Below are 14,213 nucleotides of genomic sequence, written 5' to 3'. Positions count from 1 at the left end.
GTGCAAAAGGCAGGCGTGGTTGCTATAAACCATTATGGCACTTATCTTACTTTTCCTTCTTTGTTGCCTTTTAGGATCTATCTTTCACTAATGATTTTTTCCCAGGGGCAAACCAACCGATCAGGGCAATAGCGACTAAGACAGCATAAAAGATCACAGTCCAACCTGTGCTGTGGGGAAAGTGAGGATCTAAGACACCAATATCCTCATGGGCAAGAGTGATTACAGCAAGTTTGACACCAACCCAGGCAACTATTGCATATGCTGTAGTTTCCAATGCTGGACGTTTTTCAAGAAGTGCCACAAACCAGGTTGCTGCATATTTAATCAAGATAAGGCCAGCAACCCCTCCAAGAACCACTACAATAAATTGTCCGCCATCCATGCCGCCGAAATTATCGAGCGGTGAATCCGGAAGACCGAGGGCAAGAGCAACCGCAGCCAGAATAGAATCAATTGCAAAGGCAAGATCTGCTAAAGCAATCTTCCCAACTGTAGGCCAGAAACCTTTTCCGGCGGCTTCCTTTTCATCGTCCTTATGAATTTTTTCATTTTCTTTGCCAAACCGGGCCTGAATGACATGCTTTAATCCTAAGTAAAGAAGATAAGCTGCTCCTATCGCTTGTATCTGCCAGACGTTTGCGATAAATGATATTCCAAAAAGTGCACCAAATCGGAAAGCGAAGGCCATAAGAATGCCGTAATTAATTGCTCTTTTTTTCTGATCTTCGGGTAAATGCTTGGCTATAACTGCCAGTACCAGGGCATTGTCAGCCGATAACAAGCCTTCTAATCCGATAAGAATTAACAATGCCCAAGCATACTCCAGCCAGATTGATTCCATCCACCTGTCTCCTTTCTAAATACCGTAAAATGTGATGTGGAAAGTTTCGCTAACAATATAATTTCCCTATAAGCCACACGTAATGCCAGAGAATATTAGACAGCTGCTCTCCATTGTTCAGCAAAAACAATAACCCATGGATCGGACTTTCTTGGGAAATGTACCATACATCTCTATCAATACCTTTTCCATGTTGTTGATAAACTTTAATGAAGGGCAAAATCATGATCTAACAGGCATGTAACATGTCCCTCGTATGATATGGTTGCCAGTTGATTACGCCTTCTTCAATTATCCTCCGCGTTAGCTACCCTGCAGCATATGCCATGGATTCCAAGAAAAAAGCCGTCCAATCGCAGCCTTGTCTTTCAAATAACGCACCCTTTAGCCATTCATGAAAACGAAGTTCAGTGCTTCACAAGAGAGAATGAATAAGTTCAGAACCGTGCATGCTGATTATTAATCCAGTGTCCAAATCGTAGAGCTTTGAATTTGGTGCTCTAACACGAATGATCCGCGTTTACTTTAGTATTGTCTTTTCTCCGTGTGTCAATAGTTAATTTCAGGATATTACAATAAGGGAGCTTAGACAAATAAAAAAGACTGTTCCCTTGAATCAGCCGTCTAATCGTTTATTAACACATTTTAACCTGAAGTGCTTGTCCTTACGGTTCCGGCGGAGTCAGCATTCATTGTAACGATAATTCCCATTTGGTGAACATACGCAGTAGTTGGTTTAGCAAAATAATGCCCATTTCTGCAAGATCTTTCTTATAATACCCTTTTGAAGCTAAAAAGCCAACATTCCATCATGTTGGCCCTCTCCATATATTTCCGCTTTCATACCGTTTTGGCTTTATTTGAATGAATGAACCTTTTCATTTTTTCTGCATCGGAAAGGATTTCGCCATTCTTTTCTTGTTCTTCTGTTTCAGAACTAGCGGCTAAACGCTCTTGCGCGTCAGCAATCCTGGTAAGTTGTTTGACGATTTCTTTATCCTTTGGCATGATACGATCTCCCTACCTTACTTTCTGCATCAACATTTCAGATATAACTATTTTCTTTTTACCCAGCGTATTGCAAATGAAACATGTTTATCGGGCTTAATGATAAATCAGCTATGCTTTTTGATTAAAAAAAGCCGCCGAAGTTATAATCGACGCCAACTTCCTGATTTATCTGCCACGATTATAATTACCAGCGAAGTCTTGATTGATCAGCGAAATCCTTGAAATAAGGAAAATTTCTTATTTATCATCCAAGATCCGGGTATCTTATAAAATTCTAGTATTTCTTTTCAACAGGCCGGATTGGTTTCCATTATGAATGTGATTAACAAAATGCCTGCAGCCGCCGCACCGGATGATTTCATCCTGAAATCTGACTCCTCTCAAGCGATTTTCATGCAGCGTTAAAAAGTCATCGATTTCCATAAATTGATTAGTGAGAAAATTGTCAGACCTACAACTCCTGCAACCCTGTCTTCGCCTATTAAAACCGTTCTTCCGGCGCTCAGCTTCAAGCCTGATTTGGCGGTCTTCATGAAATGTAATAAAGTCCTGTCTTCCGATAAACCGGTTAAATCGATCATCATCTAGTGTTCTTAAGCGGTGGCAATCCCTATGCCTAAAACAATCAGAACACATCTTTCTTCCTCCTTCCTTTATGATTTGGTTCTATATATTACGTGTGACAAAGCTATACTGAAACGGCTAATCGCATAGACTCATTACGAATTCCTCGTATTGTGTGGATGGATAATACAACACAAAAGGCACAGAATTTACTATTTTTCAAAACAACCCAGACGAAAAATCTGGTAGAAACAATTTCTACATAGGTATGTTGTTATTGATTATTTTGAAAGTTCCCTATATTTTAGTATATGGGGATAATAAATAGAAAAAACGGAGCACTCTTACATCATGCAATTTTTGACTGTTTATTATCTCTGCATGTGAGTGTTGGCTTATCCAATTAGGACAATCCGACACCGGAATTTACAGAAGGAGGTTTTCACAATGTCTCAATCAACTGACCGCGCTAATTCACGGCGGATCACAGCCAACATCTTCAAAGGCTCGGTTGGAAATCTGATCGAATGGTACGATTGGTACGTTTATTCAGCTTTCGCCGTGTATTTCTCGGCTGAGTTCTTTCCTCAGGGAGACCCGACCAGTCAACTGCTTAACACGGCAGCAATCTTCGCCGTCGGCTTCCTGATGCGTCCGTTAGGGAGTATGCTGATGGGCCGCTATGCCGACCGCCATGGCCGCCGTGCCGCACTGACGCTTTCCATCACCATCATGGCTGGTGGTTCTCTGATCATTGCCTGCACACCAGGTTATGACAGCATCGGTATCATGGCTCCGATTATTCTCATTCTTGCACGCCTGCTGCAAGGGTTGTCGCTAGGCGGAGAGTATGGAACTTCGGCAACATACCTGTCCGAGATGGCCAGCAGCGGACGCCGCGGTTTTTATTCGAGCTTCCAGTATGTCACACTCGTTGCTGGGCAAATGGTGGCCCTGGGTGTCCAGATCATCCTCCAGCAAATACTCAGTGAATCCGACATGCATTCCTGGGGATGGCGTATTCCGTTTGTCATCGGGGCATTAGGAGCTTTGGCTGTTTTATGGCTTCGCCGTACGATGGACGAATCTGAGCAGTTCGAAAAAATGGGTTCTAAAAATCGGGAAAGTGCCGGAACCGTGCGCACTCTTATGAAACATCCAAAGGCAGTGTTGACAGTGGTCGGGCTGACGCTCGGCGGAACTGTTGCCTTCTATACCTACACGACGTATTTGCAGAAGTTCATGGTAAACACTGTTGGCCTTGAAAAAGAGATTGTCAGCTGGATCAACTTTATTGCTCTTTTGATATTCGTTGTCCTTCAACCGCTAGCCGGTGCGCTGTCCGACCGGATTGGACGCCGCCCGCTTCTAATGACATTCGGTGTTCTAGGAACGCTGCTGACAGTGCCATTGTTCATGATGCTGGAACGGACAGATAGCGCATTCGTGGCTTTCTTGCTGATGATGGCAGGACTTATCATTGTAACCGGATACACTTCCATCAATGCGATTGTAAAAGCGGAGCTCTTCCCGACCGAAATCCGTGCGCTTGGGGTAGGATTACCATACGCACTCACTGTTGCGATATTCGGTGGAACTGCGGAATTCATCGCGTTATGGCTGAAGAACATTGGACATGAGTCGCTCTTCTACTTCTATGTGGCTGGCTGTATTGCCGTGAGCTTCTTCGTATACTGGCGCATGGCTGAGTCTTCTAAGGTGTCAAAAATCGAAGCTGAGCAACGTTAAAGAAGCAGCAAAGCCATTCATGAAGTATCATTACTAAAGAAGGAATGCCCTGTATGGCGGGCATTCCTTTCTTTATTTATATGAGTTTTGACTGAGCAGTAGCCTGTCTTAAAATTGAACCCATTACTATCAACAAACTCGCCCGTATGTATTCATAAATGGAAGACTGTCTGACAATTGTCCAGCGTGCTTAAGAAGCTATTTTATTGATATATAGATATCCGCCTCGTCCGCAACCGCGCGTTTATTATTTTGACCAACCTCTAATGTACTGTCACGTTCCATAAGGACTTCCTTAGTTTTTTAAATGTAAATACCTTTTGCACGCTATGTATGAATTTCCTTTTTTTGCATCAAACTAAGAGGGAAAAGGAGGGTACAACATGAAGAATATGACTGCTTTGCTTGTGAAATTCATCTCATGTGTGGTTGCTTTCGCAATTGGCCTTGATTTATTTTTTGATGCCGATTTTGCAGATATTCTATCGTTTAGCGTGGTTGCCGCCATTGTAACTTATGTAGTAGCAGACAGGATCATACTGCCCCGTCTTGGAAATCGAAACGCACTTATAGCGGATTTTTTCCTGACATACACAATTGTCTGGATTTTTGGCAATGTCCTGCTTCATAGCTATGAACAAATCGCATGGGGAAGCATTATTTCCGCGGTTATTATCACCGGTGGAGAAGTGTTTGTCCATCGTTCCTTGCAGAGCGAAGCCGCCGCTGCTCCAACCGGCCGGCAGCAATCCGATTTCAACCGGAACCTTGCATACGGAACTGAATTTGCCGAGGAACAGGAGCCACGGGAAAAGAAGTGAAACATGTAAGCTGCAACCCTATTTACCTAAAAGTGCTTCTCTTTAGATGAGAAGCTCCTTCTTACATCAGCGCAATGCAGCTTTGCCACTGCTTTAACGGACTACCGTACCGGGGGACTGACCCCCGGTACTTTAACGCGTTAAAGTAGTGCCTCTCAATGTGTTTTTTCTTCTGTGAATCTATAAAAATATTACCTCTCCTTATAATCAGGCAGAGTAAAAATATCATTCCTCAGATTGCCTGTCCCAAAGTTTATGTAGTTTTTTTATATCAATAAAATTTATTACAATTTCACGTTTATTCCCAATGCATTGAAACTAGTAATTACTGGGTAAAAATAGGCTAAGTGATTCAAACGAAAAAATTTGGGGAATATAGTATTCAAGTAACTTAGCAAAAATTAAAACTAATTGGGAAGTGACATAGATGAAAAGCAAAAGAGTTGTATCAGCCTTAATGATCACGGCCTTTACAATGTATTTACTCGGGGGGCTGTCTAGTACAAAAGGACTTATATTGGACGAGGTGAAGAAGGATATAGGGCTTGATTTAAATGAATTCGGGCTTGTAGTTTTTATATTCCAATGGGGCTTCACAATAGCTGGCGTTGTGGCTGGTTACCTTGTTGATAAAAAGGGATTAAAAATCATGACGATTGCGGGCTCGATCGTCATGGCTGCAGGGCTTTTTGGAACCGGTTCTGCACAAACGGTCCTGTTTTTTCTCGGATTCTATTTGATTGTCGGTTTTGGTCTTGGTTCTATGACTGTTGCATCCAACGCCATTGTTCCTACTGTCTTTCCAAAGAAGCAGGGAATGATGTTTAATTTAACAATGGGCGTTTATGGCGTGGGCATGTTTACCACGCCTCTCATTTTAAAGTGGATGTTTTCTTCCGGCATTTCATGGAGGGCTTTTTATATCGGGGTCGCGTTGTTGTTAATCGGGTTCATCGTGCTTATTTTATTTACTGAGGTTCCTGCTGGAAAAGCAGAACGGGCAAGTTTATCCGCCTTTAAGGAGATGATCGGAAATTCCCAGTTTGTCTTCATTATGCTGTTTTTGGTGTTCTATGTAGCATCAGAAGTATCCTTCCTGAACTTCTTCCCAACCTATTTAAAAACTTTGGAATTGGGAGGCGCGAGTGCAGCCGAAAAGGCAACAATGGTCGCCACGATCCTTTCGGCTTTTTCACTTCTTTTTACGCTGGGACGTTTGGGCGGAGGTTGGATTGCCCAAAGGATTGGCGAAAAAAAGACACTTCTGCTCTTTTCGCTGTTAGCCTTGGTTACCGTGACGGTCAGCAAATATTTTGCAAATGAATGGGTGTATTTATTTGCAGCCGCCGGTTTGTTCTTTTCCGTCCTGTTTCCAACAGCTACTGCCATTGGAACTAAGCTTTCAACTACAAGCGGCTCTGCACTCGGTCTTGTATACGTTGCCTCAGGAATAGGCGGTGCTTTTGCCGGATGGATTGTTGGTGCCGTATCGGAAAAATTCGGACCATCCATTGGATTTAACCTTCCAATCATATTTCTGGCCGTTCTCCTGATTATGTCTTTCTTCATTAAAGACATACCGGATGACCGCACATAATCTGGAATAAGATCACAGCGCTTTGCCGCATTACCGCACCGGGGGACTAACCCCCGGTGTTTAACGCGTTAAAGCATGGGGGGGCAGTCCCCCAATGTATTAACGTGTTGAAGCGGCTGACTCTTTCACCTGTATTTCCCCGCTCGTTCCCGCTAAGATGACGGTATCGGCCATTTTTACAAATAGTCCGGTTTCGACGACTCCCGGCATCATGTTTAGGCTGAAGGCCAATGCTGCAGGGTATTCTATTTTGTCAAATGGGCAGTCCAATATATAATTTCCGTTGTCCGTTGGCATAGGGATACCGTTTTTCATCCGTAGCTTCGGTTCGCATCCCTTGGCACTTATTTGTTTCATTGTAGTCTGCCATCCGAATGGCACAACTTCAACAGGAAGCGGGAATTTCCCTAAATGTGCGCTATACTTTGATTCATCCGCAACAATGACTAACTTTCGGGAAACGGAGGCGACCATCTTTTCCCGCAATAAAGCTCCTCCGCCTCCCTTAATTAAATCGAGATCCGGGTTGACCTCATCCGCCCCGTCAATTGTTACATCAATTTCATAGACATCTGAAATATCGACTAAAGGAATGCCAGCCTTCAAAGCGAGATCCTCTGTGGCTTTTGAAGTGGCTACTCCCTTAATATTCAATCCCTTTATGACTAACTCGCCCAGTCCTAAAATTGTCCAATACACCGTAGAACCAGTGCCCAACCCAAGCACCATTCCATCTTTTACGTATTCCAGTGCCTTTTCTCCGGCAAGTTTTTTTGCATTCATTATTTTCGATCACACCTTCATGGCAGCGAGCCATTCCATTTATTTGGAATGTACCTTAATTATTTTTATACTATCATCTATAGCCCAAAATTGGAGTGAGGATTCGGAGACAGTGTATGTTTATTACAGAGAAAAGAAAAAACTAGGTTTTACCACCTAGTTATGCCAACATAACAAATATTCAATTCTTATGGATTAGCAATCATTTGTTGTTGAAAAAATGAATTCATCTCTTCAGCCGGTATTGGCCTGCTGAAAAAATAACCTTGCGCTTCATTACACCTTTTTTGCTGGAGGAAATGTAATTGTTCCGATGTCTCCACACCTTCTGCAATTACTTTCAATTCTAGGTTATGAGCCATATTTATAATGGTACTGACGAGAGAAGCGTCTTTTTGGTCAATGAATATATTTCTGGTAAATGCCTGATCAATTTTTAATGTATCAATGGGAAACGTCTTTAAATAACTTAAAGAAGAATAACCCGTTCCGAAGTCATCTATGGATAGATGAACCCCCATTTCCTTTAATGTATGCATGGTTGAAATGGCATGCAGTGAATCCTGGATTATACTTTCCGTTAGTTCCAGTTCTAAATACATCGGGGCAAGGCCCGTCTTTTGTAAGATGTCCCTTACCGTATCCACAAAATTCAGCTGCTGGAATTGACGTGATGATATATTGACTGCCATTCTTACAGGAGAATGCCCTTCATTTTGCCATGCCTTATTCTGGGCGCATGCCTCGTACAGCACCCACTCTCCTATAGGTAAAATCAACCCGGTTTCTTCTGCCAATGGAATGAATTCGGCAGGGGATATCGTTCCCCACTCGGGATGAATCCAGCGTGTAAGAGCTTCGACTCCAATCAATTTGCCCGTATCTATATTAATCTGAGGCTGGTAAAGTACGGTAAATTCATTATTCTGCAAGGCTTTACGGAGACCAATTTCAAGCGTCATCTTTTTGGAAATCTCTTCGTCCATCTCTGGTGCGTAAAACCCAAAATCGTTTTTTCCCTGTTCTTTAACCCGGTACATGGCTGTATCGGCATTTTTTATTAATGTCTCAGCATATTTGCCGTCGGTTGGATATACAGAGATCCCTATTGATGGTGTTACAAACAATTCATGTCCGTTTATGACGAATGGCTGACTAATTCTTTCAACAATTCTTTTTGCAATTTTCGTCAATGTATCTGAAGTGGATTGTGAAATAAGTACAATAAACTCATCCCCGCCTTGGCGGCTGACCGTATCTGATTTTCCGGCACAGGCCTGAATCCGTTTCGCCACCTCAATCAATAATCCATCACCTGTAGCATGGCCTAAAGAGTCATTTATGTACTTAAAACGATCCAAGTCAATAAACATGACACCCAGGGATTGTTTATTCTGATTTGCCTGGTCCAATGCAGTATTCAGACGGTCAATTAATAGGAGGCGATTCGGCAGATTTGTCAAAGGGTCACGATAAACCATACGGTTCATTTTTTCCTCTGATTGCTTTCTTTCTGTAATGTCCCGGATGATGCTGCTGAAAAAAATCTTCCCTTCTTCCTTCCAGGTAGCAATGGAAAGTTCAATGGGAAAGACATAGCCCCCCTTTCTTAAACCCTGCAATTCAACCGTTTTCCCAATGACTCTGGCCTCCTGGGCAGAAAGGTACCGCTTCATGCCTTTTTCATGGGTCTCCCTAAAATTTTCAGGGATAATCAGCTGTAGATTCTTACCTAAAACTTCTTGTTCTTCATATCCAAACATAATTTCGGCACCCTTATTCCAGGAAATGATGTCACCCTGGCTATCAGCTAAAATGATGGCATCTGTGGTTGATTCTATGACCGATCGGAACTTGCTCTCCAACTTAATGGATTGAGATTCAAATTTCTTTTCCACATATATACTTAAAAAAACTAAACTGAAAATAATTAGCATGCCAATGCCGATGCAATATGCTAATAGAGTGCTGTCAATCAGTGATACGGACGAATTGGAATGATGGCCCACTTTAAACTTTGCAGCCGACATTCCCATATAATGCATCCCGGAAATAGCGATTCCCATAATCAGGGCACTGCCTGCTTTTCTCAACCGCAAATATGGTATATTTTGATTTCTGCCAATAAAAAATAAAAGATACAAAGCCACTAACGAAGCAATAAAAGCTATGATAGCCGAAAGAACCCAAAATAAAGGATCATACTCGATCATAGCTCCCATTTCCATTGCTGCCATTCCCGTATAATGCATTGATACAATTCCTGTGGTCATAAATAACGCACCAAGGATGACTTGCATTTTCCCCATTGTGGGTCTGCTGATGATAAAGAAAGCCAACCCGGATGATATGATGGCTGGAAATATGGAAATTAGGACTATTGTTCTATTATAGGAGACTGGTATAGATAAATGGAACGCAAGCATTGCAATAAAATGCATGGACCATATCCCCATGCCCATAGCGAACGCCCCGACCCAAAGCCATAAATAACGTAAAAAACCTGTGGCTTTGTTTATTTGAATGCTTAACGATAACGCAGAATAGGACGCAATTATGGCAATAATAATGGATAGCAGGACTAGAGAAAGGTGATATGTACCAGAATATGTTTCCATATAACAACCCCTTAAGAGAATATGATGATTATATCGGAATTTTTCGAAGGTTTTTGATCCTAAAAATGATATGTAATAAAGAAATCTATATATTTCAACCCCCGCGATAGGACTTTGTCCATTTCCCTCTTTGTTCCATTTACATATAAATAAAGAAAATGATGTAATAGGAGAGTTACGCGATGGCAACAAGCGAAGAAAGAGGCCTGCCAAGCTGTATTTTTCCCGGCTACAAGTATTGCGGGCCTAATTGCAGCGGCCCTGGCGCACCGACAAATTCAGTAGATAATTGCTGCCGCAAGCATGATCACTGCCTTGAGCGTGGTGGTTCGCCATGTAAGTGTGACACCAACTTTATCAATTGCCTCCGCTCAAAGATGGATCCGCATACCCTGATGGGCAGGCAGGCTGCTCTAATGTATGGGTTCATGAAAATGAGAATAATGCGTACCTGCGGTGGTTCTAACTCCAGCCAGAACGAAAAAAGAAGGTTCTGGTAGCTGCCATACCCCTGTATATAAAATCAATGGTCTGTGGATATCGGCCTTTAAAATTCCTGATTTGCCAATCAGCCGGCCCGGCAGCAAAATAATAAAACCTTCTGATTCCATGTCGAAGGGTTTACTTAGTTTATTTTTCGGTAATATTCAAATTTCTAGCTTGATGCTAATGCCTGTTTTAAACTCCCCTTGATGCGGATATCTTTGAAGTCGATTCCCAAATTCACGACTGCCTGGGCGGTTTCAGGGCGAAGCCCGGTAAATGTTGGCCTTACACCGATTAGCCTAAGCGCACCTGCGACCTGGAACAACTCGGCGGCTACCATTATATCCACAATGGGCACGCCCGATAAATCGATGATCAGCTCGGAATTCCCAAGCATCCCACAGCTTTTTAACGAGGTTTCCATGAGGATTTTCGCCCGATATGTATCTAGTTCGCCAACTAAAGGAAGGATAGCGATTTCATCAGAAATGGAAACGACCGGTGTAGAAATGCTGAGCATCTCTTCCTTGGCCAGAACCAGCGTTTTTTTATGGTAGTCGACAAAGGAAACACTGAAGATATAGGCGGATTGGTCCAATAAAGCGCTTATGATTTCATTTATTCGCAAAATCGAATCCGCACTTGTATCAGGTTTATTGATCATTTCCCTTTTGATGAAGTCCGAAATGACCTTGCGGTAAACTTTGTTGGTATTTAAGAGCTGATCAATGGTCACCCCGTAGCTGACGGCTCCCTCACCAGTTTGCCTGGCCCATTCTGTCACTTCGTCCCATACGTCTTCTGACTGGGATGATATTAACGCTTTTCCAATGTAGCCAATCAGCTTTGCTCTCCAATGCAGGATTTCTGTGTCCTCTAACTTGCTTTCCAGCAGGAATTGATGATATCTTTCATTTAATCTCCTGCTTATTTCCCTTGATAAATCCAGCTGGTTTTCCACCATTTTCCGGCCCAAAGACTTTGCTGTTTCCATCCCCAATCCCCCTCCTTGTATCAATATTGTAAAAATTGCCCTGATACTATGTTTTCTATTTTAATCTTTATGCGGAATAAAGAACAGTTTCAAGGTGTGTTGACAGGGGAATCATAACTAGAATTTCGTGTTGATGGGGATGGGGTCAGTCCCCCGATGCGGCGGCGCATTAAAGCGGCGGGGGACTGACCCCCAATACGGTAATGCGTTAAAGCGATGGGGGACTGACCCCCGATTGTTTTTTCAAAGCAAAGACCATATTTACTCCAAGGGTACATTCAGCTGCCGTAGGGTTCTGTATACAATCCATTTTGTTCAGACCACTCTGTATAGAATATTTTATCCGGCTGCAGATTTCTTTTTGCAAGTTCAGCCATCACCCAGTCTTTCGTTTTGCCTATGGACTTCAACCCTTTTTCGATGATGGATCTCTCATCAATCAGCATTACAGTAGGCCCTGCCTGTGCAGGCTTGATATCGAACATTCCCGCGGTGACGGCAGAGGGTTCTACAGTTTGGATGACACTGATTGAACCGCTTGTTTCCAAAAGGGCATAATGTACATCCTTCAGCGAGAAAATTCCCTTTTCACGCAGCATACAATCAACTCGGACGGCTCGCCTTTCAAAGGTTTCTTTAGCTTGTAGATTTTCTGTACCAGAACTTCAACAAGATAAATAAGGACAGCCCAAAGTGCTATTGCAAATAAAATAGGAAGAATGGATACTTTTTCTTCGTAAAGGGCTTCTTCCAGAATTCCTCCCAGCAAGATGGTATATATAAAATTAAACGGTGTGATTTCAGACATTTCTTTTTTTCCGAGCAGCCGCATCACAATGATTAAAGCGGCCAATCCGATGATTAGCTTTAATGCGATCGTCCCCTATAACAACATGGTTCCTCCCTCTTCTTTGCTTGCTTTTTCTATTCCCGGTAAGCCGGCGCTGCACTCCATAAATTTTTCCCGAAAGTAGATTACTGCCTTGCACCTGAAGCCAAATTCCCTAATGCTGTGGAGGATGCGTACCTTGCTGTGCCAGTTCTAAAAAAATAACCCGCCGATTCATATTAGCGAATCAAGCGGGTTATGGCGAAAACCTAAATTATTTGAAGTGCGTCCCAAGCTGGTTCAAGGGATAGAATTGAAACTTCGCTTCCCCAATCACTGAATCCATCGGGATAAAACCAAAAATCCTGCTGTCATTGCTGTACAGGCGATTATCCCCCATGACGAAGAGTTTTCCTGCTGGCACTTTATATTCGCCGGTGTAATTTTTCAATGTGAAATCTTCGGTTAATGTTGCGTTGCCGGGAATTTTTTCTTTATTTGCTTTCAAGTAGGGTTCATCAAATTTCTTGCCGTTGATATATAGTACGTCATTTTTCACTTTAATTGTGTCTCCGGGCATGCCAATCACCCGTTTAATGTATTTTTCATCGGAATCCGGGGCATCAAAGACAACGATGTCGAAATGTTGGATTTTGCTTAGTTTACTCACGACCAGGCGATTTTCATCTGTAAAGGTCGGCATCATGGATTCCCCGTGGACTTTTACCGGAGTGAATATGAACGTATGGAAGATAAAAGCGATTCCTGCTGCAAATAAGAATGATTTCAGCCAAGATATAATCTCTTTATTGATTTCGGATTTGTTCACCCTGCATATCCCCTCATCTATTTATTGCCAAAAAAATTATACCATACTATGGGCGAATTGAAATTCAGCGTTTCCCAAGGAGCACTGAAATTGCTTGCTTTTCAACATTTATGTCACAATAAAAAAAACTGATTTTATGGGTGGAAAGTTGGTGGCTGTTTGGATTCGATTACACATACCTTGTTTGGGCTTGGTATTTATAAAGCAGTGAATAAAGAGGAAATGGGCAAAAAGGAGAAATATGCACTTCTTTTCACCACCATTGGAGCGAGCCAGGTTCCAGACATTGACGTGATTTCCCAGCTGTGGGATACTGCCGGGCAGTATCAAATGTGGCACAGGGGGATCACGCATTCTGTATTCCTAGTCCCGGTTTGGGCCTTTCTTTTTTATCTCATTAACCGGTTTATTTTTCGGATTAAAGGGTTTCGCTCGTTTCTTATTTCGTTATTGGCTGTTTTTATTCATGATACGAGTGACGTATTCAATGCTTGGGGAACCGGATACCTTGAACCGTTCTCATCCGCCAGGCTGACGCTCGGGACGATTTCTATCGTGGATTTTGTAATCTGGTTTATTTTTTTGATGGCGTTCATCGTTTCCAAAATACGCCCGGCCGCAAAGGAATTTTCCATTTTCCGCTTAAGCTGGATAATCATTGCGCTTCATGTGATCCTACAGTCCGTTCAAGGCTATATCTTGTACGAACAGTACAAACCGACATACGAACAGGTAGCCTTGTCGGCGCGAATGCTGCCGTGGCATTATACGGTGATTGGCAAAAACGAGGAGACTGTTGACATCATCAACGACTCTTTACTCACAGAACCAAGATTTGTAGACCGGCTTAAGTCAGATGAAAACGCGAACCTTGATACACTGTTTGCCAATAAACCGGAAGCCAGGACATTGTATGAATGGTCCCCTTTTGTGGTGATTGTTAATAATGATAAAAGGCTTGGTGTGTATGATCCCCGATTTTATCGGAATGGCCAGTCGTTTCTTTTTGAATATATCGAGAAGACGCAGAAATAGCACATGGCGGCAAGCCCTGTGCCTCAATTTAGCAGAAATGTCCAAGCTGCAAA

The 14,213-nt window shown here is 42.6% G+C and carries 14 protein-coding genes; 5 read left to right on the top strand and 9 right to left on the bottom strand.

The window, feature by feature from the left end; genetic code table 11:
- Positions 1-70: 70 nt before the first annotated feature.
- The 3 genes from D0466_RS20680 to D0466_RS21970 all read right to left on the bottom strand — a co-directional run bounded on the left by D0466_RS20680 (position 71) and on the right by D0466_RS21970 (position 2,439).
- Positions 71-844, bottom strand: coding sequence for a TerC family protein (locus D0466_RS20680; RefSeq protein ID WP_117324406.1), 774 nt, complete (start codon positions 842-844; stop codon positions 71-73).
- An 840-nt stretch (positions 845-1,684) separates the two neighbouring features.
- Complete coding sequence (locus tag D0466_RS22400) at positions 1,685-1,852, bottom strand: hypothetical protein (protein ID WP_158555982.1); 168 nt, start codon at positions 1,850-1,852, stop codon at positions 1,685-1,687.
- Between the two features lie 404 nt (positions 1,853-2,256).
- Positions 2,257-2,439, bottom strand: a complete 183-nt coding sequence (locus tag D0466_RS21970; RefSeq protein ID WP_142919962.1) for a hypothetical protein — start codon at positions 2,437-2,439, stop codon at positions 2,257-2,259.
- A 427-nt stretch (positions 2,440-2,866) separates the two neighbouring features.
- On the opposite strand from D0466_RS21970, the gene D0466_RS20670 reads away from it, so the two are divergent.
- From D0466_RS20670 to D0466_RS20660, 3 genes are all read left to right on the top strand, one after another.
- Entirely contained in the window at positions 2,867-4,168 is a 1,302-nt protein-coding gene (locus D0466_RS20670) for an MFS transporter (RefSeq protein ID WP_117324404.1), read from the top strand.
- 383 nt (positions 4,169-4,551) lie between these two features.
- On the top strand, positions 4,552-4,989 hold the full coding sequence (locus tag D0466_RS20665) for a YndM family protein (protein ID WP_117324403.1): 438 nt from the start codon (positions 4,552-4,554) through the stop codon (positions 4,987-4,989).
- A 427-nt stretch (positions 4,990-5,416) separates the two neighbouring features.
- Positions 5,417-6,586 carry an MFS transporter gene (locus D0466_RS20660; RefSeq protein WP_117324402.1) on the top strand — a complete coding sequence of 390 codons (1,170 nt, stop codon included), beginning with the start codon at positions 5,417-5,419 and terminating at the stop codon, positions 6,584-6,586.
- Positions 6,587-6,685: 99 nt separating this feature from the next.
- Here the strand turns inward: D0466_RS20660 and rpiA are convergent, their stop codons facing one another.
- Both rpiA and D0466_RS20650 read right to left on the bottom strand, forming a co-directional pair.
- Complete coding sequence (rpiA, locus tag D0466_RS20655; RefSeq protein ID WP_117324401.1) at positions 6,686-7,369, bottom strand: ribose-5-phosphate isomerase RpiA; 684 nt, start codon at positions 7,367-7,369, stop codon at positions 6,686-6,688.
- Positions 7,370-7,557: 188 nt separating this feature from the next.
- Positions 7,558-9,987 carry a bifunctional diguanylate cyclase/phosphodiesterase gene (locus D0466_RS20650; RefSeq protein WP_117324400.1) on the bottom strand — a complete coding sequence of 810 codons (2,430 nt, stop codon included), beginning with the start codon at positions 9,985-9,987 and terminating at the stop codon, positions 7,558-7,560.
- A 182-nt stretch (positions 9,988-10,169) separates the two neighbouring features.
- Between D0466_RS20650 and D0466_RS20645 the strand changes: the two genes are divergently transcribed.
- On the top strand, positions 10,170-10,487 hold the full coding sequence (locus tag D0466_RS20645) for a phospholipase (RefSeq protein WP_117324399.1): 318 nt from the start codon (positions 10,170-10,172) through the stop codon (positions 10,485-10,487).
- Positions 10,488-10,642: 155 nt separating this feature from the next.
- Here D0466_RS20645 and D0466_RS20640 read toward each other — a convergent pair whose 3' ends face one another.
- From D0466_RS20640 to lepB, 4 genes are all read right to left on the bottom strand, one after another.
- Positions 10,643-11,467: an STAS domain-containing protein gene (locus D0466_RS20640; protein ID WP_117324398.1), complete on the bottom strand. Its 825-nt coding sequence runs from the start codon at positions 11,465-11,467 to the stop codon at positions 10,643-10,645.
- A gap of 278 nt (positions 11,468-11,745) precedes the next feature.
- A complete protein-coding gene (locus D0466_RS20635; protein WP_117324397.1) occupies positions 11,746-12,066 on the bottom strand; it encodes a DUF421 domain-containing protein in 321 nt (106 codons plus the stop codon).
- Positions 12,036-12,320: a DUF421 domain-containing protein gene (locus D0466_RS20630; protein WP_117324396.1), complete on the bottom strand. Its 285-nt coding sequence runs from the start codon at positions 12,318-12,320 to the stop codon at positions 12,036-12,038. Before D0466_RS20630 ends, D0466_RS20635 begins: the two co-directional genes overlap by 31 nt.
- A gap of 250 nt (positions 12,321-12,570) precedes the next feature.
- Positions 12,571-13,125 (bottom strand): signal peptidase I, encoded by a 555-nt coding sequence (lepB, locus tag D0466_RS20620; RefSeq protein ID WP_117324395.1) that lies wholly within the window; start codon positions 13,123-13,125, stop codon positions 12,571-12,573.
- Between the two features lie 159 nt (positions 13,126-13,284).
- On the opposite strand from lepB, the gene D0466_RS20615 reads away from it, so the two are divergent.
- Positions 13,285-14,160, top strand: coding sequence for a metal-dependent hydrolase (locus tag D0466_RS20615; protein ID WP_117324394.1), 876 nt, complete (start codon positions 13,285-13,287; stop codon positions 14,158-14,160).
- Positions 14,161-14,213: the final 53 nt, after the last annotated feature.

This window comes from Peribacillus glennii (genome assembly GCF_003429105.1).
Classification (GTDB): domain Bacteria; phylum Bacillota; class Bacilli; order Bacillales; family DSM-1321; genus Peribacillus; species Peribacillus glennii.
Note: the sequence above shows the minus strand (reverse complement) of the source record. Positions and strands in the feature narration are given on the sequence as shown.

Coding starts and splice junctions, on each gene's coding strand:
- D0466_RS20680 (WP_117324406.1), bottom strand. CDS start 844: ATGGAATCAATCTGGCTGGAGTATGCTTGGGCATTGTTAATTCTTATC.
- D0466_RS22400 (WP_158555982.1), bottom strand. CDS start 1,852: ATGCCAAAGGATAAAGAAATCGTCAAACAACTTACCAGGATTGCTGAC.
- D0466_RS21970 (WP_142919962.1), bottom strand. CDS start 2,439: ATGATGATCGATTTAACCGGTTTATCGGAAGACAGGACTTTATTACAT.
- D0466_RS20670 (WP_117324404.1), top strand. CDS start 2,867: ATGTCTCAATCAACTGACCGCGCTAATTCACGGCGGATCACAGCCAAC.
- D0466_RS20665 (WP_117324403.1), top strand. CDS start 4,552: ATGAAGAATATGACTGCTTTGCTTGTGAAATTCATCTCATGTGTGGTT.
- D0466_RS20660 (WP_117324402.1), top strand. CDS start 5,417: ATGAAAAGCAAAAGAGTTGTATCAGCCTTAATGATCACGGCCTTTACA.
- rpiA (WP_117324401.1), bottom strand. CDS start 7,369: ATGAATGCAAAAAAACTTGCCGGAGAAAAGGCACTGGAATACGTAAAA.
- D0466_RS20650 (WP_117324400.1), bottom strand. CDS start 9,987: ATGGAAACATATTCTGGTACATATCACCTTTCTCTAGTCCTGCTATCC.
- D0466_RS20645 (WP_117324399.1), top strand. CDS start 10,170: ATGGCAACAAGCGAAGAAAGAGGCCTGCCAAGCTGTATTTTTCCCGGC.
- D0466_RS20640 (WP_117324398.1), bottom strand. CDS start 11,467: ATGGAAACAGCAAAGTCTTTGGGCCGGAAAATGGTGGAAAACCAGCTG.
- D0466_RS20635 (WP_117324397.1), bottom strand. CDS start 12,066: ATGCTGCGTGAAAAGGGAATTTTCTCGCTGAAGGATGTACATTATGCC.